The sequence below is a fragment of the Streptococcus sp. UBA632 genome (genome assembly GCF_002300045.1).
Taxonomy (GTDB): Bacteria; Bacillota; Bacilli; order Lactobacillales; family Streptococcaceae; genus Streptococcus; species Streptococcus alactolyticus.
In genome coordinates, this window is the sequence record NZ_DBPA01000029.1 from 48,039 (window position 1) to 68,509 (window position 20,471).

Here is a 20,471-nt window from a genome sequence, read left to right on the forward strand (position 1 = left end):
AGTTAGCCTCTTTTTGATTAGTTAAAAAGAAGGTGTGTTATAATAGGGACATGGATATTTGGACACAATTAGGGCGGTATGCTTCGTTTGAAACCGACCGTACCCGCTTACGCCCTTTTGCTTTTTCAGACCGCTTGGATTTTTTTGATATTTGTCAGGATGCTGACAATTTGCGTTTTATTTTTCCAAGTTGTCAGGCTCAAGCCGAAAGTGATTACGTCATGGTTCACTATTTTATGAAAGAGCCGCTTGGGGTTTGGGCAATTGAGGACAAGGTGAGCGGCAAGATGATTGGTTGCATTCGCTTTGAAAAATTGGACAGCCGCCGTGCGACGACTGAAATTGGCTATTTTTTGCACCGCGATTTTTGGGGACAGGGTCTGATGACTGAGTGTTTAAAAACGCTTTGCTTTTTGAGCTTTCAAGAATTGGGGCTGCAAGGTTTGCGCATTGTGGCACATAAGGAAAATATTGCCAGCCAAAAAGTGGCGGAAAAATCAGGTTTTTGTTTAAAAAGGCGATTTAAAGGGAGCGACCGTTACACCCATAAAATGCGGGATTATGTGGATTATCAATTGAACAGGAGGGATTACCGTTATGAGTAAGCATCAACAAATATTGGAATACTTGGAAAATCTTCCTGTTGGGAAACGCGTTAGCGTACGCAGCATCTCCAATCACCTTAACGTGAGCGATGGAACTGCCTACCGTGCCATAAAAGAAGCTGAAAATCGTGGCATCGTGGAAACCAAGCCACGCAGCGGTACTGTGCGCATTGAGAAAAAATCAACCGTTCGTATTGAACGCCTCACCTATGCTGAAATTGCTCGCATCACGGATTCGGAAGTTTTGGCAGGAAAATCAGGCCTGCACCGTGAATTTAGCAAATTTACGATTGGTGCCATGACCCGTGACAATGTTTTGCACTACCTCGTCAAAGGCGGGCTTTTGATTGTTGGGGACCGAGAAAATATTCAATTGCTGGCGCTAGAAAAGCAAAATGCCATTTTGGTGACAGGTGGCTTGCCTGTTTCAGAAAATGTGCTTTGCTTGGCAGATGAATTGGCCATTCCTGTCATGGTGTCCCATTATGACACCTTTACCGTGGCAACCATTATCAATCACGCCTTGTCTAATTTGCAAATCAAACGCGATTTGACGACCGTTGAGCAATTTTACCAAAAGAAAGACGATTACGGTTTCTTGCGAGAAGGCGATACCATTGGCGAATTTAATGACATGATTAAGCAGACGCGTAATGTCCGTTTTCCTGTAATCAATGACAAAAACGTGGTCATTGGGGTGGTCAGTATGCTAGATGTCTTGGGCAAGGAAAATGCAACGCCCATCAAAAGCATCATGTCCCGCAATTTGATTGTGGCAAAACCGCAAGCCAGTCTTGCCAATATTAGCCAAAAAATGATTTTTGAAGATTTGAATATGTTGCCTGTTGTGGCGGAAGATTTGACCTTGTTGGGTGTCATCACCAGACGTCAGGTGGTCGAAAACCTCCCCAACCTCCAACATTCTCACCTTCACACTTACAGCGAGCAGCTGTTGGCTAGTTTGCATCAAAAAGATGATGTTTATCGTTTCACTGTGGAACCAACCATGATTGATAGCTCGGGTAATTTTTCACAAGGCATTTTGACCGAATTTCTCAAAGACATTAGCGTGCGGGCATTGACCAAGAAATACCAAAAAAACATTGTCATGGAGCAGCTCATGCTTTATTTTGTGCGTGCCGTGCAAATTGACGATTGCTTGGAAATTCGCCCACGATTGATAACGGAAAAACGCCGTAGTTCTGTCATTGATTTTGAAATTTTGCTGGACAATCAAATCGTCGCAAAAGCTTTGGTGACAACGAAAATTAACTGAGAGCTTACGGGCTATTTTTGACCTTTACACCAGTTCGGTGTATAATGAATACTGATTAATTTTGAACGATGAAAAGGGAGTACAAACGATATGATTACATTAAAATCAACTCGTGAAATTGAAGCTATGGACCGTGCAGGTAATTTTTTAGCTTCAGTTCACATTGGTTTACGTGACTTAATCAAACCAGGCTTGGATATGTGGGAAGTGGAAGAATATGTGCGTCGTCGCTGTAAAGAAGCCAACGTATTGCCCCTTCAAATTGGGGTGGATGGTTCTGTAATGGACTACCCCTATGCCACTTGTTGTGGTTTAAATGATGAAGTGGCTCACGCTTTTCCACGTCACTACATTTTAAAAGAAGGCGATTTGCTTAAAGTTGATATGGTTTTGAGTGAACCGCTTGATAAATCTGTTGTGGACGTGTCAAAATTGGACTTTGACAATGTTGCTCAAGTGAAAAAATATACCCAATCTTACTCAGGTGGTTTGGCGGATTCTTGCTGGGCTTATGCAGTTGGAAATGTTTCAGAAGAAGTTAAAAACTTGATGGACGTTACCAGAGAATGCCTTTATATCGGTATTGAAAAAGCGGTTGTCGGCAATCGTATCGGTGATATCGGTGCAGCCATTCAAGAATACGCTGAAAGCCGTGGTTACGGTGTGGTTCGTGATTTAGTTGGTCACGGTGTTGGTCCAACTATGCACGAAGAACCAATGGTGCCTCATTATGGTAAGGCTGGTCGTGGGCTTCGCTTGCGTGAAGGCATGGTCTTGACCATTGAACCAATGATTAACACAGGCACTTGGGAAATTGATACGGATATAAAAACTGGCTGGGCTCACAAAACCCTAGATGGCGGCTTGTCATGCCAATACGAACACCAATTTGTGATTACCAAAGATGGTCCAGTTATCCTAACTAGCCAAGGAGAAGAAAGAACGTATTAAGCATGGAGCGTAAGCAACAACGATTAGATGCTTTGTTGTCTAAATTGCAGTGGCAGCCATTACAAGTTTATGTCAAACATTATCAAAGTGCAGAGATGGATTTATCGGCTGTCGCAGTTGCTTACTACCTCATGTTGACAGCTTTTCCCTTGATTGTGATTGCTGCAAATATCTTTCCCTATCTCAATTTAGACATCTCAGTCTTATTGTCGTTTATGGAGAAAAATTTGCCAACCAATATCTATCCAACGGTTTCTGCCATTACCACGGATATTTTTTCAAACCCATCTGGCGGTATTTTGGGAGTGGCGACTTTGACGGCCTTTTGGACCATGTCCAAATCACTAACATCACTGCAAAAAGCCATCAATAAGGCTTATGGTGCATCACAACACAGGGATTTTGTGGTGGGGCGTTTGATTGGCATTTTAGCTGGTCTGCTCATTTTGTTCCTCTTGACCTTTGTGCTGATTTTTTCATCTTTTTCAAAAGCTATTTTGCAACTCATCAGCCGTCATCATCCTTTAGATGACACACTGGTAAAAATGCTTTTGAGCCTAGCACAACCCGTCACGGTGCTGACCATTGTGTTTGGCATTATGATTTTGTATTTCATTTTGCCCAATGTTAAAATTCGGTGTTTCCGCTTCATTTTGCCAGGAACCGCTCTGACCTCTATTGTTCTTGTTTTCCTGAATAATTTATTTAGTCAGTATGTTTTGAGGACTTTTGAACGCATGGTTGACCTTAAAGTTTTCGGGTCGATTATGATTTTTGGTTTGATGATGTGGTTCATCTTTTTGGCACGCATTTTGATTTTGGGGGCTGTTTTCAATGCCACTTATCAAGAGCTGAGTCAAGGCAAGATGGAAAGCAGACGTGGGGATATCTTATCCATTTTAAACCGCCGAAAAAAGAACACCCCATCAGATAAAAAAGACAAGTAAAAAAGCTATCATTTTAAGAGAATGGTAGCTTTTATTGATTATCTCGGAAAACAAGTAACTTACTGAGCACGTAGTTTAGGACGATGATAAGCACTTGCGAGAAGATGGTTTCCACCATGTTGACCATGGCGATGTTATCGTTGACGAATTGTCCGATAATTTGTGGGTATTTGGTAACGAGAAGGTAAGCCAAAGCCAAGTCCAACACAAGGGTTGCCAAGCGAGCCATGAAAAATTTGACCAAACGTCTGAACCAGCCCGTGCGAACTTGGTTAAAAACAAAATAATCATTGGTCACAAAGGCAAAAATAATGGCAACAATGTTAGCGACAACGGCTGAAAAGGTCGCTGATTGGGTGAGTGAGAAAAAGGCTACCCGAGTTACCATGTAAACAAGGGTTGTCAAGACACCGAAAAACAAGTATTTAAAAACTTCGTTAGAGATTAATTTTTTCATAGAACTACTATATCAAATTTTTGGTATTTGTGCTATACTTTAAAATGTTGTGCAAACGACCCTTGACGCTTATTTCCCTTTCGTCAAGCATATTAAAGACGTGGAGTGTAAAACTCTGACGTTAAAGGAGAAAGTTATGAAATCATTGACTGTTCGTGACCTTGCTCAAGTGGCTTTTGTGGCTGCTTTGTATGTTGTTTTAACGATAACACCGCCTTTAAATGCCATTTCCTACGGTGCCTACCAATTTCGTGTATCAGAAATGTTGAATTTTATGGCTTTTTACAATCGTAAGTATATTATTGGTTTGACACTGGGTTGTATGATTGCCAATTTTTACAGTTTTGGTTTGATTGATGTTGTCGTCGGAAGTTTATCAACGCTTGTTTTTGTAAGCTTGGGTGTTATGCTCTTTGACCGCTACAAGGACCAATATCTATTTAATGGCTTGTTTAATAAGGCTTTCTTTTATTTTTCGTTTTTCTTTTCAGCGTCTATGTTCACAGTCGCATTAGAATTGCATTTCTTTGGTGCACCTTTCTGGTTGACTTGGTTCACCACAGCTATGGGAGAATTGGCATCCTTGCTTATCGGTTCTCTGATCATGGACCGATTAAGCAAGCGCATCAATCTCAGTGCTTAAGCATAAGGCAAAGCTTTCTTTTGAAGAAGGCTTTTTTCGTTTCCTTTTTGTTAAGAATTCGTAAACTTTTAGTAAGACTTTTTGACAATATATGTTAAAATAATAGTATGAAAAAGCGTATTCAAAACCTGGTTGACCTACTCAACCAATACCGAAAAGAGTATTATACAGACGATAAACCAACGGTGTCAGATAGTGAATATGACGTCCTTTACCGTGAATTAGTTGACCTTGAAAAAGCACATCCAGAGTGGATTTTACCCAATAGCCCAACACAAGAAGTCGGTGGGCTTATTTTAGAGGGCTTTGAAAAGTACCAACACCAAGTTCCTCTATATAGCTTACAAGATGCCTTTTCACGTGAAGAATTGGACGACTTTGACCGCCGTGTCAAATCAGAATTTCCAAATGCCTCTTACATGGCTGAGTTGAAAATTGATGGCTTGTCTATTTCGCTGGTTTATGTCGACGGTGTCTTGCAAGTGGGGGCGACTCGTGGCGATGGTTCGGTTGGCGAAAATATCACTGAAAATGTCAAACGCATCAAGGATATTCCCCACCGTTTGAAAGAACCGCTCACGATTACTGTGCGTGGTGAGGCTTACCTTCCCAAACAATCCTTTGACAAAATCAACGAAGAACGTCGTGAAAATGGACAGACTGAATTTGCCAATCCTAGAAATGCAGCGGCGGGTACTCTGCGTCAGTTAAATACGGCAGTTGTTGCTAAGCGCCAACTGGCTACTTTCTTGTACCAAGAAGTAGGAGCAACTCAGATGACCACACAAAATGCGGTCTTGGATGAGCTGGCGCGTTATGACTTTTCGGTGAATACTAAGCGTATCACCACGTCATCGATGGATGAGATTTGGACCTTTATCCAAGACATCGCTGAAGAGCGTGACCGTTTGCCTTATGATATTGACGGGATTGTTATCAAGGTAAACAGCCTAGCCATGCAAGAAGAACTTGGTTTCACAGTGAAAGCACCACGCTGGGCCATTGCTTATAAATTTCCGGCAGAGGAAAAGGCAGCTGAAATCCTATCCGTTGACTGGACCGTTGGACGAACAGGGGTAGTGACGCCAACCGCTAACTTAACACCCGTTCAATTGGCAGGGACGACCGTTAGCCGAGCAACCTTGCACAATGTGGACTACATTGCCGAAAAAGACATTCGTATCGGTGATACGGTTATTGTTTACAAGGCTGGGGACATTATTCCTGCTGTTCTTCATGTGGTTGAAAGTAAACGCGACCAGCAAGTACCGATGCCAATTCCGACACAGTGCCCATCTTGCGGTAGCGAGTTGATTCATTATGAGGATGAAGTGGCTCTGCGTTGCATCAACCCACTTTGTCCAAGCCAAATTCAAGAGCGTTTGACCCATTTTGCTAGCCGTGATGCCATGAACATTACTGGTTTAGGACCGTCAATGGTCAAAAAACTTTTCGAGGCCAATTTGGTTCATGATGTGGCGGATATTTACCAGTTGAGCGTGGCGGATTTGCTGACTTTGGATGGTGTCAAAGAAAAATCAGCAGAAAAACTCTATCAGGCTATTCAGGTTTCCAAGGCTAATTCTGCGGATAAATTGTTGTTTGGCTTGGGAATTCGTCATGTGGGAGCTAAGGTTAGCCGCCAATTATTAGAAGTTTTTGAAACGATTGATGCGTTAGAGCAAGCACCCGTGGATGCGATTGCTAACATTGATGGCATTGGAAATGTCATCGCTAATTCTCTGCACAGCTATTTTGCAAAAGAAGAAGCCCAGACCTTGCTGGCAGAATTGCGAACAGTTGCGGTTAATTTTGCTTATCTAGGTCAAAAAGCGTCCGCTGATGCCCAATTGTCAGGCTTGACCATCGTATTGACTGGAAAATTGGAGCATTTCACTCGCAATGAAGCCAAGGAAAAATTGCAAGCATTGGGAGCAAAAGTAACTGGTAGTGTGTCTAAAAAGACAGACCTTGTGATTGCTGGGGCTGAGGCAGGCTCAAAATTGGACAAGGCACAAAGTTTGGGCATTACCATTCGTGATGAGGAATGGTTAGCAGGTTTATAATGGATGTCGAGGTATTTTATGGAAAAGACAAAAAAACGTGCACGTTTAATCTATAATCCCACTTCTGGACAAGAAATCATGAAAAAAAATGTCGGAGAAGTATTGAATATATTGGAAGGGTATGGCTATGAGGCCTCTGCATTTCAGACGACCCCAGAACCTAATTCAGCCCGAGATGAAGCGAAACGAGTGGCTCAAGACCATTTTGACTTGGTCATTGCAGCTGGTGGTGATGGCACCATTAACGAAGTGGTTAATGGGATTGCACCGCTGGAACACCGTCCAAAAATGGCTATCATCCCAACAGGAACAACCAATGATTTTGCACGTGCCCTAAAAATTCCTCGTGGCAATCCTATCGAAGCGGCTAAGATTATCGGGAAAAATCAAACCATTGCCATGGACATTGGGCAAGCGCGTGAAGATGTTTATTTCATCAACATCGCAGCGGCGGGTTCTTTTACAGAATTAACTTACAGCGTGCCTAGCCAGCTCAAGACCATGTTTGGCTACTTGGCTTACTTGGCCAAAGGGGTGGAGTTGTTGCCTAGCATTCGGACGGTACCTGTTCGGATCACTTATGAAAATGGCGTCTTTGAGGGCGATGTTTCCATGATTTTTGCGGCCATTACTAACTCTGTCGGTGGTTTTGAGCAAATTGCCCCAGATGCCAAATTAGACGATGGCAAGTTTACCTTGATTTTAGTGAAAACGGCTAACCTCATTGAAATCCTGCACTTGATTCGCTTGGTGCTTGATGGTGGTAAGCACATTGGAGATAAACGCATTGAATACATCAAGACGGATTTTCTTAAAATTGAGCCTTTGTCTGATAGCAGAATGATGATTAACTTGGATGGCGAATACGGTGGCGATGCCCCAATCAAACTCCGTAACTTGAAAAATCACATCACATTCTTTGCCAATACCGATGAAATTTCAGACGATGCTTTGGTGTGGAACCAAGAGGATCGCGAATTAGAAGAAATGGCTCAAAAATTCTCAAAAGAAGTTGATGGATTAGATAATCATTAAAATATTTTTTGATAGAATATGATTTAACAGTCTAAAATGGTCGAAGGACCTTTTAGGCTTTTTTGTTTTTATTTAGGGTTTTTTAGTCCTCTTTTTTGTAAAGAATGTGTAACAGTTTTATCATTTTTAAAAAATATAAGAAAAATCTTGAAATTTTCATGACAGTATTTTAAAATCATGTTATAATTTTATTAAACATAAAGCGATTACAAAATATTAGCGACAGGGCTAGAAATTTGCCTGTATGGGATCTTTAAAATTGGAAATAGCCTTAGAACAAGGCTGTTTTTTGTTTAGCTTTATGTTTAATAAAAAGAGGGAGGATGTTTGATGGACGTAAGTGAAGCACTGAGAACTTTTGGAACGGGTGAAAATTACCATGCTCAGCACTATTTTGGTTTTCATAAGGAAAACCGAGACGGCAAAGATGGCTATGTTTTTAGAGTATGGGCTCCAAATGCTCAGGCTGTTCATCTTATCGGCGATTTTACACAATGGAGAGATAATCCACTGGCAATGAAGCGAAATGTAGCGGGGGTTTGGGAGGTATTTACAGACCAGCCTAAGCCAAATCAATTGTATAAGTACTTGGTGAAACGCTCAACAGGACATGAGGTTGAAAAGATTGACCCATTTGCGTTTTACTTTGAACAAAGACCAGGTACCGCTGCAGTCATCACGGATTTTCCAGAGAAGAAATGGAAAGACTCACTTTGGTTGGCGCGACGAAAACGGTTTGGTTTTCAAAAACGCCCAGTCAATATTTATGAAGTGCATGCTGGGTCTTGGAAGAAACACGCCGATGGTCGCCCTTACCAATTCAAGGAATTAACGGAAGAATTGGTGCCTTATTTGGTGGAGATGAACTATACGCATGTTGAATTGATGCCTTTGATGGCTCACCCTCTTGATGCCAGCTGGGGCTATCAGCTGATGGGCTATTTTGCATTTGAGAGCAGTTACGGAACACCTGTGGATTTTCAAAATTTCGTAGAGGCTTGTCACATCAATAATATCGGTGTTATTGTCGATTGGGTCCCTGGTCACTTTACCATAAATGATGATGCTTTGGCGTATTATGATGGCACGCCGACCTTTGAATATCAGGATTACGATCAAGCACATAATCGTGGCTGGGGAGCTTTAAATTTCGATCTTGGCAAAAATCAAGTTCAGTCCTTTTTGATTTCGAGTGCCAAGTTTTGGATTGATTATTACCACTTGGATGGGATCCGAGTTGATGCCGTCAGCAATATGATTCACCGTGACTACGATATTGGTCCTTGGACACCAAATAAAGATGGCGGCAACCGCAATTACGAGGGCTATCATTTTCTGCAAAAATTGAATACCGTCATTAAAGAAGCTTATCCTGACGTGATGATGATTGCCGAAGAAAGTACCAGCGGGACAAAAGTCACTGGCCCTGTGGAATGGGATTCGCTAGGGTTTGACTACAAGTGGAACATGGGATGGATGAACGACATCTTAAAATTCTATGAAGAAGATCCTGTTTATCGGAAATACGATTTTAATCTAGTGACTTTTAGTTTCATGTATGTTTTCTCGGAGAATTTCCTCCTAGCTTTGTCGCATGATGAAGTCGTGCATGGTAAAAAAAGCATGATGCACAAAATGTGGGGAGATCGCTACAATCAATTTGCAGGATTGAGAAACCTCTATACCTATCAGATTTGCCACCCAGGTAAGAAACTCTTGTTTATGGGAAGCGAATTTGGTCAGTTTTTGGAGTGGAAATACAATGACCAATTGGAGTGGGGAAATTTAGAAGACGACCTCAACCGTAAAATGCTTGGTTTCACCAGTCGTTTAAATCAATTTTACAAGGATAACAATGTGCTTTGGAAGATTGATGACAGCTATGATGGCATTGAAATCATTGATGCGGACAATAAAGATGAGACGGTCTTGTCCTTTATTCGCAAAAATGAAGAAGGGGATATGCTGGTCTGTATTTTCAATATGGTGCCAGTCGAGCGGAAAAACTTCACGATTGGGGTGCCAGTAGCGGGCGTTTATGAGGAAGTCTGGAATACCGAACTCGCTGAATTTGGCGGGGTTTGGCAAGAAAACAATCCACAAACACGCACTCAAGACGGGCTTTGGAAACATTATGAAAATACCTTGAGTTTCACCTTGCCAGCCTTGGGAGCAAGCATTTGGAAATTAAAACGGCGTATCATAAAAACTATTCCTAAGAAAGGAACATAAAATGAGAAATGAAATGTTAGCACTCATCCTCGCAGGAGGACAGGGGACACGTCTTGGAAAATTAACACAGAACATCGCCAAACCAGCGGTTCAGTTTGGTGGGCGTTATCGTATTATTGACTTTGCACTTTCAAACTGTGCTAACTCAGGCATTTCAAATGTTGGTATTATCACACAATACCAACCATTAGCCTTAAATAGCCACGTGGGAAATGGTTCAAACTGGGGGCTAGATGGCATCAATTCTGGTGCGACCATTTTACAACCTTATTCTGCTACGGAAGGGAATCGTTGGTTTGAAGGAACCAGCCATGCCATTTATCAAAATATGGATTATATTGATAGCATTGACCCTGAGTACGTTTTGATTTTGTCAGGGGACCATATTTACAAGATGGATTATGCGGATATGTTGCAAACCCATAAAGATAATATGGCTAGTTTGACGGTAGCTGTTATTGATGTGCCGTTGAAAGAAGCCAGCCGTTTTGGGATTATGAATACAGACACCAACGATAGAATTGTTGAATTTGAGGAAAAACCAGAACATCCAAAATCAACCAAGGCTTCAATGGGGATTTACATTTTTGATTGGAAACGCCTGCGTGAAGTCCTCATCAATGCTGAAAAAAATAACGTTGATATGTCTGACTTTGGTAAGAACGTGATTCCAGCTTACCTTGAAGCTGGGGACCGCGTTTACACTTACAATTTCAACGGCTACTGGAAGGACGTTGGAACGATTGAATCGCTTTGGGAAGCCAATATGGAATACATCGGGGAAGACAATGAGCTTCACAGCCGTGACCGCTCATGGAAGATTTATTCTAAAAACCTCATCGCTCCTCCTAATTTCATTACAGAAGAAGCTGATGTTAAAGATTCGCTCGTTGTCGATGGGTGCTTTATTTCGGGGAAAGTGGAGCATTCTATCCTATCAACCAATGTTCAGGTGAAAAAGGGAGCTCAGATTAAGGATTCCTTTATCATGAGCGGAGCAATTATTGGAGAAGGTGCCAAAATCACGCGTGCCATTATTGGGGAAAATGCCGTTATCGGTGATGATGTCGAAATTGATGGGACAAATGATGAAGTGCAAGTTGTGGGCTACGGTGAAGTAGTAGGAGGTCAAAATGAAGCGTGATAAATATACTGCAGTTTTGGGAAATGCGGTGGTCTACCATGATATGTCAACCTCGACTGAAAAACGTCCTTTGGCAAATCTGCCATTTGATGGCAAGTACCGTCTGATTGATTTTCCATTATCAAACCTAGCCAATGCAGGTATTCATAACATTTATGCTATCTTTAGAGGACACAATATTCACTCGGTTTTCGACCATGTGCGTAGCGGTCGTGAGTGGGGGCTAAATACGCTATTGAGCCATTATTTTCTTGGCTTTTACGAAGAACAACACAGCAGCGAGTTGGCCAATCGTGATTACTACGAACAGATTTTGACTTACTTAAAACGCTCAGGCAGTGAGCAAACGGTTTACATGAATTGTGACATCTTATGTAACATTGATTTGGCACAAGTCATTCACCTGCACGAAGTCAGCGACGGCAATATTACCGTTGTTTACAAAAAAATGCCTAAGGAAGCCATCTCTGATGCCAATGAAATCCTTGATATTGATGAAACCGACCATGTGATTAGACGCACGACTATTGATGACAATTTGGAATTGCAAAAAATGTCTGCTGATATTTATGTGGCTAAGACACCGTGGTTGATTAACCGCTTGGAAGAAGAAATGAAGCGAGAAGAGCCACGTCGTCTACGTTACTTCTTGCGTGAGTTGTCGCTCACTAGCAACGCTCTAGCCTTTGAATACACGGGCTATCTCTCAAATATCTTCTCTGTTAAATCTTACTACGATGCCAACATGGATATGCTCAATGCTCAAAAATTCTATTCATTGCTTTATACCAACCACAAGATTTATACGCGCGTGAAAAATGAAGAGGCGAGCTATTTCTCAAACGAATCACAGGTAACCAACGCCCAATTTGCGTCTGGTAGCATTGTGAAGGGACGTGTTGAGCATTCTATTGTGTCGCGTAATTGCTACCTTTCTAAAGATTCGCAAGTCACAGGTAGCATTCTCTTTCCAAAAGTAACGGTCGGTGAAGGTGCTGTGGTTGAAAATGCCATTGTCGATAAGAATGTTATCGTGCACCCAGGCGTTGTCATTCGAGGCACTAAGGAAAACCCACTTGTTATTAAAAAAGGTTTAGAAATCACTGAGGATATTATAGAATGAAACTATTGTTTGTTGCGGCAGAAGGGGCACCCTTTGCCAAGGCAGGCGGATTAGGCGATGTCATTGGGGCATTGCCTAAATCCCTTGTCAAAAAAGGTCATGAGGTTGCTGTGGTTCTGCCATATTATGACATGATTGATGTTAAATTTGGCGATCAAGTCGAAGACGTCCTGTATTACTACACCAATGTGGGTTGGCGTCATCAATACGTGGGCGTTAAGCGTTTGGTAAAAGATCAAGTCACGTTTTACTTTTTAGATAATCAATACTATTTTTTCCGTGGTCATATCTATGGCGATGGGGATGACGGGGAGCGCTTTGCTTTCTTCCAATTAGCTGCGATTGAATTGATGGAAAAAGTGGCTTTTATCCCTGACCTTGTCCATGTACATGATTATCACACAGCTATGATTCCTTTCTTGTTGAAGGAAAAATACCACTGGATTCAAGCTTATCAAGGCATTCGTACGGTCTTGACCATTCATAACTTAGAGTTTCAAGGGCAATACGACCCAGGAATGCTTTGGGATTTGTTTGGGGTTGGCTTTGAACGTTATGCTGACGGGACTTTACGCTGGAATGAGTGCCTTAACTGGATGAAGAGTGGGATTTTATATGCTGACCGCGTCACAACCGTTTCGCCATCTTATGCCCAAGAAATCAAAACTCCAGAATTTGGCAAGGGCTTGGACCAAATTCTACGCATGGAAAGTGGTAAACTAACAGGTATCACCAACGGTATTGACACTGACCTCTACAATCCTGAAACAGACCAATTGATTCCTTATGCTTTTTCTGCGTCGGATTTGACTGGAAAAATGCAGGATAAAAAAGCGCTTCAAGAGCGCCTTGGCTTGCCTGTGCGTGAAGACGTGCCTTTGATTGGGATGGTTTCCCGCTTAACAGACCAAAAAGGCTTTGGTTTAGTAGTCCATGAGCTGTGCCACCTACTTGAAAAAGATATCCAAATGGTGCTTTTGGGAACAGGTTATGACGGATTTGAAGCAAGCTTTTCTTGGTTTGCCCATGCTTTCCCAGACAAAATGTCTGCCAATATTACCTTTGACCTCGCCCTTGCCCAGCAGATTTATGCGGCTTGTGACCTCTTTTTGATGCCAAGTGCCTTTGAGCCATGTGGCTTGTCACAAATGATGGCTATGCGTTACGGCACCCTGCCTATCGTTCACGAAGTCGGTGGTTTGCGTGATACCGTTCTGCCTTACAACCCTTACGACCAGACAGGAACAGGCTTTAGTTTCCAAGAATTTTCAGGCTACTGGCTGACCAAAACCGTTGAAAGGGCCTTGGACCTTTATCATCATGACAAAGAAGCTTGGGAAATGCTGCAGCAAAATGCCATGGCTTGTGATTTTTCATGGGACACTGCCAGCCAAGCTTACGAGGACTTATATCGTTCTCTTTTCCAATAAAATTAACCAAAAGGAGCCTCTAAAAAGGCTTCTTTTTTACAAACTCCATACACAAAACAGACTCCCATTTTACATGGATTTGAAAGTAAACAAAGGTTAAGAATAATATGAGAAAACGCTTCCCTAATCTGCGATTTCGTTGACAATTCAGCAAAATAGGACTAAAATAACGGAGTAAAAAAATTTATAAAGGAGATTCATATCATGTTGAATTTAGCTATTTTAGCACTTGGTTTTGGTGTTCTAGGTGTCAGTATCGGTGAAGGTATCCTAGTAGCCAATGTAGCCAAATCAGCTGCACGTCAACCAGAAATGTTTAGCAAATTACAAACACTTATGTTCTTAGGGATTGCCTTCATCGAAGGTACATTCTTCGTACTTCTTGCTTGTACATTCTTCGTAACGACTAGATAACAGTTGGTATATCTTTAAGGGGGGGTAGAATTGGAAACTTCTGTGAATCCAACAGCGCAACTCTTTGGGATTGATTTTGACTTAACCATTCTCTCAATGTCACTGTTGACAGTGCTCATTACATTTTTGATTATCTTTATTTCAAGCCGCAATATGCAATTGAAACCAAAAGGAAAACAAAATGTGTTAGAGTGGGTGTATGAGTTCGTACAAGGAATTATTAAACCCAATCTTGGTCGCTATACTAGCAACTACAGTCTCCTCTTCTTTAGTTTATTCTTTTTCTTAGTGATTGCCAACAACATAGGGCTAGTCGCAAAAATTGAAATTGGTGGCTACAACTTTTGGTCATCTCCAACCTCTAACGCAGCCTACAACTTTGGATTGTCTTTGATGATGGCTGTTGTTATCCACGTTGAAGGTGTGCGTAAAAATGGTTTTAAGGAGTATTTGAAAGAATACCTCTCACCAACGCCAGCAATGTTACCAATGAATATTCTAGAGCAGTTTACGAACATCATTTCGTTGACGCTTCGTCTTTATGGTAATATCTTTGCCGGTGAAATCATTTTAGGATTGTTGGTGCAATTTTCAGATACTAGTATCTTTGCATGGCCAATAGCATTCGCCTTGAATGTTGTTTGGACAGGATTTTCGATCATGATATCTTGTATTCAAGCCTATGTATTTGTCATTTTGTCATCTGTTTACGTTGGTGACAAAGTGAATCACAAAGAATAATAAGAAAGGAGAAAGTATTTATGTCAACGCTTATTAATAGCACAAGTCTTGGTAACATTATTATTGTAACTGGCTCTTTTCTTCTCTTGCTTGTTCTCGTTAAATTATTTGCTTGGGACCAAATTACAGGCATTTTTAAGGCTCGTGAAGAGAAAATCGCCAATGATATTGATGATGCCAAAGCAGCTCGTGAAGAGGCTGAAGATTTGGCCGCTAAGCGTCAAACAGAATTAGCTGGTGCACGTTTGGAAGCAACGCAAATCATTGATGATGCCAAAGAAACTGGTAAAAATCAAGAAGCTAAAATCGTTGCTCAAGCGCATGAAGAAGCTAAACGTTTGAAAGAAAAAGCTAATCAAGACATCGCACTCAGTAAGGTAGAAGCCCTATCAAGTGTTAAAGGTGATGTTGCTGATTTAACCGTAATGTTGGCAGAAAAAATCATGGCGACAACGCTTGATAAGGAAGCTCAAAGCGATCTCATTGATAGTTATCTTGATAAGCTAGGAGATGCCTAATGGATAAAAAAACAGTAGCGCTTGTTGAACAGTATGCCAAAAGTTTCGTTGAAGTAGCTATTGAAAAAGATCAATTAGCAGCGCTTCAAGAAGAAACAGACGCCGTATTATCTGTTTTTCAGCAAACACGTTTAGCTAAAGTTTTATCAAGTATAGCTGTTTCGCGTGATGAAAAAGTAAAACTTGTTAGGTTGTTTCAAGAGTCTAGTTCAGTTTATATGAACAATTTTCTTGAGGTAATTTTACAAAACGAAAGAGAAGCGTTCTTAGAAGTGATTTTGAAGGAAGTCAAAGCGCAAATGGCTATCGCAAGCAATCAACATGATGCTGTGGTGACAACAGCTGTTGCTTTGACACCTAACCAAAAAGAACGTATCCTAGCGTTAATCTCCAAAAAATTTGGAATAACAGTAGGAAAATTGATTGAAAATATTGATGAGGCTATTCTTGGTGGCTTTATCATCAATGTGAACAACACAGTAATTGATACAAGCATTCAGCATCAATTACAAGAATTAAAAATGAATTTGAAATAGAAAGTGGTGTGACTTTTGGCAATTAATGCACAAGAAATTAGCGCTTTAATTAAAAAGCAAATTGAAAACTTCCAGCCAAATTTTGACGTCACAGAAACTGGTGTGGTCACTTATATCGGTGATGGTATCGCACGTGCTCGTGGTCTTGATAACACGATGAGTGGGGAACTTCTTGAATTTTCAAATGGTGCCTTTGGTATGGCTCAAAACCTTGAAACCAATGATGTTGGTATCATCATTTTAGGAGATTTCTCTACAATCCGTGAAGGCGATGTGGTAAAACGCACAGGTAAAATCATGGAAGTGCCAGTAGGTGAAGCCCTTATTGGACGTGTTGTTAACCCACTTGGTCAACCTGTGGATGGTCTTGGTGACATTAAAACCACAGCCACTCGTCCTGTTGAAGCACCTGCTCCAGGTGTTATGCAACGTAAATCAGTTTCTGAACCTCTTCAAACAGGCTTGAAAGCTATTGACGCCTTGGTTCCAATTGGACGTGGTCAACGTGAATTGATTATCGGTGACCGCCAAACAGGTAAAACATCTGTTGCGATTGATGCGATTTTGAACCAAAAAGGACAAGATATGATTTGTATCTATGTCGCTATCGGTCAAAAAGAATCAACCGTTCGTACACAAGTTGAAACCCTTCGTAAATACGGTGCCCTAGATTATACAATCGTTGTGACAGCCTCAGCTTCACAACCATCACCATTGCTTTACATCGCACCTTATGCTGGTGTTGCAATGGCAGAAGAATTCATGTATAACGGCAAACACGTTTTGATTGTTTACGATGATTTGTCAAAACAAGCGGTTGCTTACCGTGAACTGTCCCTTCTTCTTCGTCGTCCACCAGGACGTGAAGCCTACCCAGGTGACGTTTTCTATCTACACAGCCGTTTGCTAGAACGTTCAGCGAAAGTTTCAGATGAACTTGGTGGTGGTTCTATCACAGCCCTTCCATTCATCGAAACACAAGCAGGGGACATCTCAGCTTACATCGCGACAAACGTGATTTCGATTACTGACGGACAAATTTTCTTGCAAGAAAATCTTTTCAACTCAGGTGTTCGTCCTGCGATTGATGCGGGTTCTTCAGTATCACGTGTTGGTGGTTCTGCGCAAATCAAAGCCATGAAGAAAGTAGCTGGTACTCTTCGTCTTGACTTGGCTTCTTACCGTGAATTGGAAGCCTTCACGCAATTTGGTTCTGATTTGGATGCTGCTACACAAGCGAAATTGAACCGTGGACGTCGTACCGTTGAAGTGCTTAAACAACCTGTTCACAAACCACTTCCAGTTGAAAAACAAGTTGTTATCTTGTATGCACTAACTCATGGTTTCTTAGATGATGTGCCAGTTAACGATATCTTAGATTTCGAGCAAGCTTTGTATGATTACTTTGACGCTCATTACGAATCTATTTTTGAAACCATCCGTATAACGAAAGATTTACCAGAAGAATCAGTTTTAGACGCTGCTATTCAAGCTTTTAAAGAACAATCTGAATTCAAATAAGAGGGGGTAAGCATATGGCAGGCTCTCTTAGTGAAATTAAAGGGAAAATCGTTTCAACTCAGAAAACAAGTCATATTACTGGTGCCATGCAAATGGTATCAGCAGCCAAATTGACCAAATCTGAGCAGGCTGCAAAAGATTTCCAAATCTATGCTTCAAAAATTCGCCAAATCACTACGGATCTTTTAAAATCTGAATTGACAAGTGGTTCTAGCAATCCAATGTTGGTGTCACGTCCAGTGAAAAAAACAGGCTATATCGTGATTACCTCAGACAAAGGTTTGGTTGGCGGATACAATTCAAAAATCTTGAAAGCCATGATGGATTTGATTGCAGAGTACCATGCGGACAATGATAACTATGCCATCATCGCTATTGGTGGTATCGGTGCTGATTTCTTTAAAGCCCGTGGCATGAATGTTGTCTTTGAATTGCGAGGCCTTGAAGACCAACCGTCATTTGAACAAGTTGGTAACATCATTTCGCAGTCTGTTGAAATGTATAAAAACGAGTTATTTGATGAGTTGTACGTTTGTTATAACCATCATGTGAATAGCTTAACCAGTCAGGTTCGTGTTCAACAAATGCTTCCTATCGCAGAATTGGATGCCAATGAAGCAGCAGAAGAAGGCACATCTGGTTTTGAATTGGAACCAGACCGTGAAATGATTTTGGAACAATTGTTGCCGCAATACACGGAAAGCCTTATTTACGGGGCAATTGTAGATGCGAAAACTGCTGAACATGCCGCTGGTATGACAGCCATGCAAACGGCTACTGATAACGCCAAAAGTATTATTAACGATTTGACGATTCAGTACAACCGTGCGCGTCAAGCAGCTATTACACAAGAAATTACAGAAATTGTAGCGGGTGCTAACGCACTAGAATAAAAGAGAAATCTGTTTTCTAGCAAAAACGTATTTCTAAAAAATCTAAAAGGAGAAAAACATGAGCTCAGGCAAAATTGCTCAGGTTGTTGGTCCAGTCGTTGACGTCGCGTTCGATGCTGGTGACAAATTACCTGAGATTAATAATGCATTGATTGTTTATAAAGATGGCGATAAATCGAAAAAAATCGTTCTCGAAGTTGCTCTTGAACTCGGTGACGGTATTATTCGTACAATCGCTATGGAATCAACCGATGGGCTTACACGTGGATTAGAAGTTTTTGATACAGGTCGTGCTATTAGCGTGCCTGTTGGGACAGAAACACTAGGTCGCGTCTTTAACGTTCTTGGGGACACTATTGACCTTGAAGAACCATTTGCTGAAGACGCTCCTCGTGAACCTATCCACAAAAAAGCACCAGCTTTTGATGAATTATCAACATCATCTGAAATTCTTGAAACAGGAATCAAAGTTATCGACCTTTTAGCGCCATACCTTAAAGGTGGTAAAGTCGGTCTTTTCGGTGGTGCCGGTGTTGGTAAAACCGTTCTTATCCAAGAATTGATTCATAACATTGCCCAAGAACACGGTGGTATTTCAGTATTTACCGGTGTTGGGGAACGTACACGTGAAGGGAATGACCTTTACTGGGAAATGAAAGAATCTGGCGTTATTGAAAAAACAGCCATGGTCTTTGGTCAAATGAATGAACCACCTGGAGCACGTATGCGTGTAGCCCTTACTGGTTTGACTATCGCTGAATACTTCCGTGATGTTGAAGGCCAAGACGTACTTCTTTTCATTGACAATATCTTCCGTTTCACCCAAGCCGGTTCAGAAGTATCTGCCCTTCTTGGACGTATGCCATCAGCCGTTGGTTACCAACCAACCTTGGCTACTGAAATGGGTCAATTGCAAGAACGTATCACATCTACGAAAAAAGGTTCTGTAACCTCTATTCAAGCCATCTACGTGCCAGCCGATGACTACACTGACCCAGCGCCAGCAACAGCATTCGCTCACTTGGATTCAACAACCAACCTTGAACGTAAGTTGACTCAAATGGGGATTTACCCAGCCGTTGACCCACTTGCTTCAAGTTCACGTGCGCTTGCACCAGAAATTGTTGGTCAAGAGCACTACGATGTTGCGACAGAAGTGCAACGTGTTCTTCAACGTTACCGTGAATTGCAAGACATCATTGCCATTCTTGGTATGGACGAATTGTCTGATGAAGAAAAAACATTGGTTGGACGTGCACGTCGTATTCAATTCTTCTTGTCACAAAACTTTAACGTTGCGGAACAATTTACAGGTATGCCTGGTTCATACGTTCCCGTAGCTGAAACAGTTCGTGGATTCAAGGAAATTTTGGAAGGTAAATACGATGATCTTCCAGAAGATGCTTTCCGTAACGTGGGTCCAATCGAGGATGTTGTTGAAAAAGCGAAAAAAATGAACTACTAATGAGGTGATGCCATGACATATATGACTGTTCAGGTGGTAACACCCGATGGAATTCGCTATGATCACCATGCTAATTATATTTCAATAAAAACACCTGACGGTGAGATGGGGATTTTGCCAGACCATATCAACCTCATTGCCCCTTTGACAGTCCATGAAATGAAAATCCGTCGTACGGATGATGAAAATCACGTGGACTGGATTGCCATCAACGGTGGTGTTATCGAAGTCAAAGATAATCATGTCACTATTGTCGCTGATTCTGCTGAACGTGAACGCGATATTGACGTTAGCCGTGCCGAACGTGCTAAAATTCGTGCTGAACGTAGCTTGGAAAAAGCACAAAGTAACCATGATATCGATGAGGTGCGTCGTGCCCAAGTTGCTCTTCGTCGGGCATTGAACCGCATTAACGTGGGAAATAATAAAAAGTAAGAGAAATCTTTACTTTAACCGGCTCTTTGTCAACTGTAG

At 41.6% G+C, this 20,471-nt stretch carries 20 protein-coding genes and 1 riboswitch; of the genes, 19 read left to right on the plus strand and 1 reads right to left on the minus strand.

The window, feature by feature from the left end:
• Window positions 1–50: 50 nt before the first annotated feature.
• The 4 genes from B3473_RS03845 to B3473_RS03860 all read left to right on the plus strand — a co-directional run bounded on the left by B3473_RS03845 (window position 51) and on the right by B3473_RS03860 (window position 3,779).
• Window positions 51–605: a GNAT family N-acetyltransferase gene (locus B3473_RS03845; RefSeq protein ID WP_154454377.1), complete on the plus strand. Its 555-nt coding sequence runs from the start codon at window positions 51–53 to the stop codon at window positions 603–605.
• Window positions 598–1,881 carry a CBS-HotDog domain-containing transcription factor SpxR gene (gene spxR / locus B3473_RS03850; RefSeq protein ID WP_293674948.1) on the plus strand — a complete coding sequence of 428 codons (1,284 nt, stop codon included), beginning with the start codon at window positions 598–600 and terminating at the stop codon, window positions 1,879–1,881. Before B3473_RS03845 ends, spxR begins: the two co-directional genes overlap by 8 nt.
• A 90-nt stretch (window positions 1,882–1,971) precedes the next feature.
• Window positions 1,972–2,832: a methionyl aminopeptidase gene (locus tag B3473_RS03855; protein WP_168260964.1), complete on the plus strand. Its 861-nt coding sequence runs from the start codon at window positions 1,972–1,974 to the stop codon at window positions 2,830–2,832.
• 2 nt (window positions 2,833–2,834) lie between these two features.
• The gene (locus tag B3473_RS03860; protein ID WP_235280748.1) at window positions 2,835–3,779 is read left to right on the plus strand and encodes a YihY/virulence factor BrkB family protein; all 945 of its coding nucleotides are present in this window, start codon (window positions 2,835–2,837) and stop codon (window positions 3,777–3,779) included.
• Window positions 3,780–3,810: 31 nt separating this feature from the next.
• Here B3473_RS03860 and B3473_RS03865 read toward each other — a convergent pair whose 3' ends face one another.
• On the minus strand, window positions 3,811–4,236 hold the full coding sequence (locus B3473_RS03865) for a GtrA family protein (RefSeq protein ID WP_154454373.1): 426 nt from the start codon (window positions 4,234–4,236) through the stop codon (window positions 3,811–3,813).
• A gap of 28 nt (window positions 4,237–4,264) precedes the next feature.
• A riboswitch (PreQ1 riboswitch) is annotated at window positions 4,265–4,375 on the plus strand.
• Here B3473_RS03865 and B3473_RS03870 point away from each other — a divergent pair.
• From B3473_RS03870 to B3473_RS03940, 15 genes are all read left to right on the plus strand, one after another.
• Window positions 4,373–4,879 (plus strand): QueT transporter family protein, encoded by a 507-nt coding sequence (locus tag B3473_RS03870; protein WP_269725761.1) that lies wholly within the window; start codon window positions 4,373–4,375, stop codon window positions 4,877–4,879. Its footprint overlaps the riboswitch before it by 3 nt.
• A gap of 107 nt (window positions 4,880–4,986) precedes the next feature.
• Window positions 4,987–6,945 carry an NAD-dependent DNA ligase LigA gene (gene ligA, locus B3473_RS03875; protein ID WP_154454371.1) on the plus strand — a complete coding sequence of 653 codons (1,959 nt, stop codon included), beginning with the start codon at window positions 4,987–4,989 and terminating at the stop codon, window positions 6,943–6,945.
• 18 nt (window positions 6,946–6,963) lie between these two features.
• Window positions 6,964–7,980: a diacylglycerol kinase family lipid kinase gene (locus tag B3473_RS03880; RefSeq protein WP_168260960.1), complete on the plus strand. Its 1,017-nt coding sequence runs from the start codon at window positions 6,964–6,966 to the stop codon at window positions 7,978–7,980.
• Window positions 7,981–8,310: 330 nt separating this feature from the next.
• Window positions 8,311–10,212, plus strand: a complete 1,902-nt coding sequence (glgB, locus tag B3473_RS03885; RefSeq protein WP_154454369.1) for a 1,4-alpha-glucan branching protein GlgB — start codon at window positions 8,311–8,313, stop codon at window positions 10,210–10,212.
• A 1-nt stretch (window position 10,213) separates the two neighbouring features.
• Complete coding sequence (locus B3473_RS03890) at window positions 10,214–11,356, plus strand: glucose-1-phosphate adenylyltransferase (RefSeq protein WP_154454368.1); 1,143 nt, start codon at window positions 10,214–10,216, stop codon at window positions 11,354–11,356.
• Entirely contained in the window at window positions 11,346–12,479 is a 1,134-nt protein-coding gene (glgD, locus tag B3473_RS03895) for a glucose-1-phosphate adenylyltransferase subunit GlgD (protein ID WP_269725763.1), read from the plus strand. The genes B3473_RS03890 and glgD overlap by 11 nt, the downstream gene beginning before the upstream one ends.
• The gene (gene glgA / locus B3473_RS03900; RefSeq protein ID WP_154454366.1) at window positions 12,476–13,909 is read left to right on the plus strand and encodes a glycogen synthase GlgA; all 1,434 of its coding nucleotides are present in this window, start codon (window positions 12,476–12,478) and stop codon (window positions 13,907–13,909) included. The genes glgD and glgA overlap by 4 nt, the downstream gene beginning before the upstream one ends.
• 204 nt (window positions 13,910–14,113) lie before the next feature.
• Entirely contained in the window at window positions 14,114–14,323 is a 210-nt protein-coding gene (locus B3473_RS03905) for a F0F1 ATP synthase subunit C (protein WP_154454365.1), read from the plus strand.
• Between the two features lie 30 nt (window positions 14,324–14,353).
• The gene (gene atpB / locus B3473_RS03910) at window positions 14,354–15,064 is read left to right on the plus strand and encodes a F0F1 ATP synthase subunit A (RefSeq protein WP_154454364.1); all 711 of its coding nucleotides are present in this window, start codon (window positions 14,354–14,356) and stop codon (window positions 15,062–15,064) included.
• Window positions 15,065–15,084: 20 nt separating this feature from the next.
• On the plus strand, window positions 15,085–15,582 hold the full coding sequence (gene atpF / locus B3473_RS03915; RefSeq protein WP_154454363.1) for a F0F1 ATP synthase subunit B: 498 nt from the start codon (window positions 15,085–15,087) through the stop codon (window positions 15,580–15,582).
• Entirely contained in the window at window positions 15,582–16,118 is a 537-nt protein-coding gene (locus B3473_RS03920) for a F0F1 ATP synthase subunit delta (RefSeq protein ID WP_154454362.1), read from the plus strand. Before atpF ends, B3473_RS03920 begins: the two co-directional genes overlap by 1 nt.
• A gap of 15 nt (window positions 16,119–16,133) precedes the next feature.
• Window positions 16,134–17,639 (plus strand): F0F1 ATP synthase subunit alpha, encoded by a 1,506-nt coding sequence (gene atpA / locus B3473_RS03925; RefSeq protein WP_154454361.1) that lies wholly within the window; start codon window positions 16,134–16,136, stop codon window positions 17,637–17,639.
• Window positions 17,640–17,653: 14 nt separating this feature from the next.
• Entirely contained in the window at window positions 17,654–18,532 is an 879-nt protein-coding gene (locus B3473_RS03930; protein WP_154454360.1) for a F0F1 ATP synthase subunit gamma, read from the plus strand.
• Between the two features lie 58 nt (window positions 18,533–18,590).
• Window positions 18,591–19,997: a F0F1 ATP synthase subunit beta gene (atpD, locus tag B3473_RS03935; protein ID WP_154454359.1), complete on the plus strand. Its 1,407-nt coding sequence runs from the start codon at window positions 18,591–18,593 to the stop codon at window positions 19,995–19,997.
• Window positions 19,998–20,009: 12 nt separating this feature from the next.
• Window positions 20,010–20,432: a F0F1 ATP synthase subunit epsilon gene (locus B3473_RS03940; RefSeq protein WP_154454358.1), complete on the plus strand. Its 423-nt coding sequence runs from the start codon at window positions 20,010–20,012 to the stop codon at window positions 20,430–20,432.
• The last annotated feature ends 39 nt before the right edge of the window (window positions 20,433–20,471 follow it).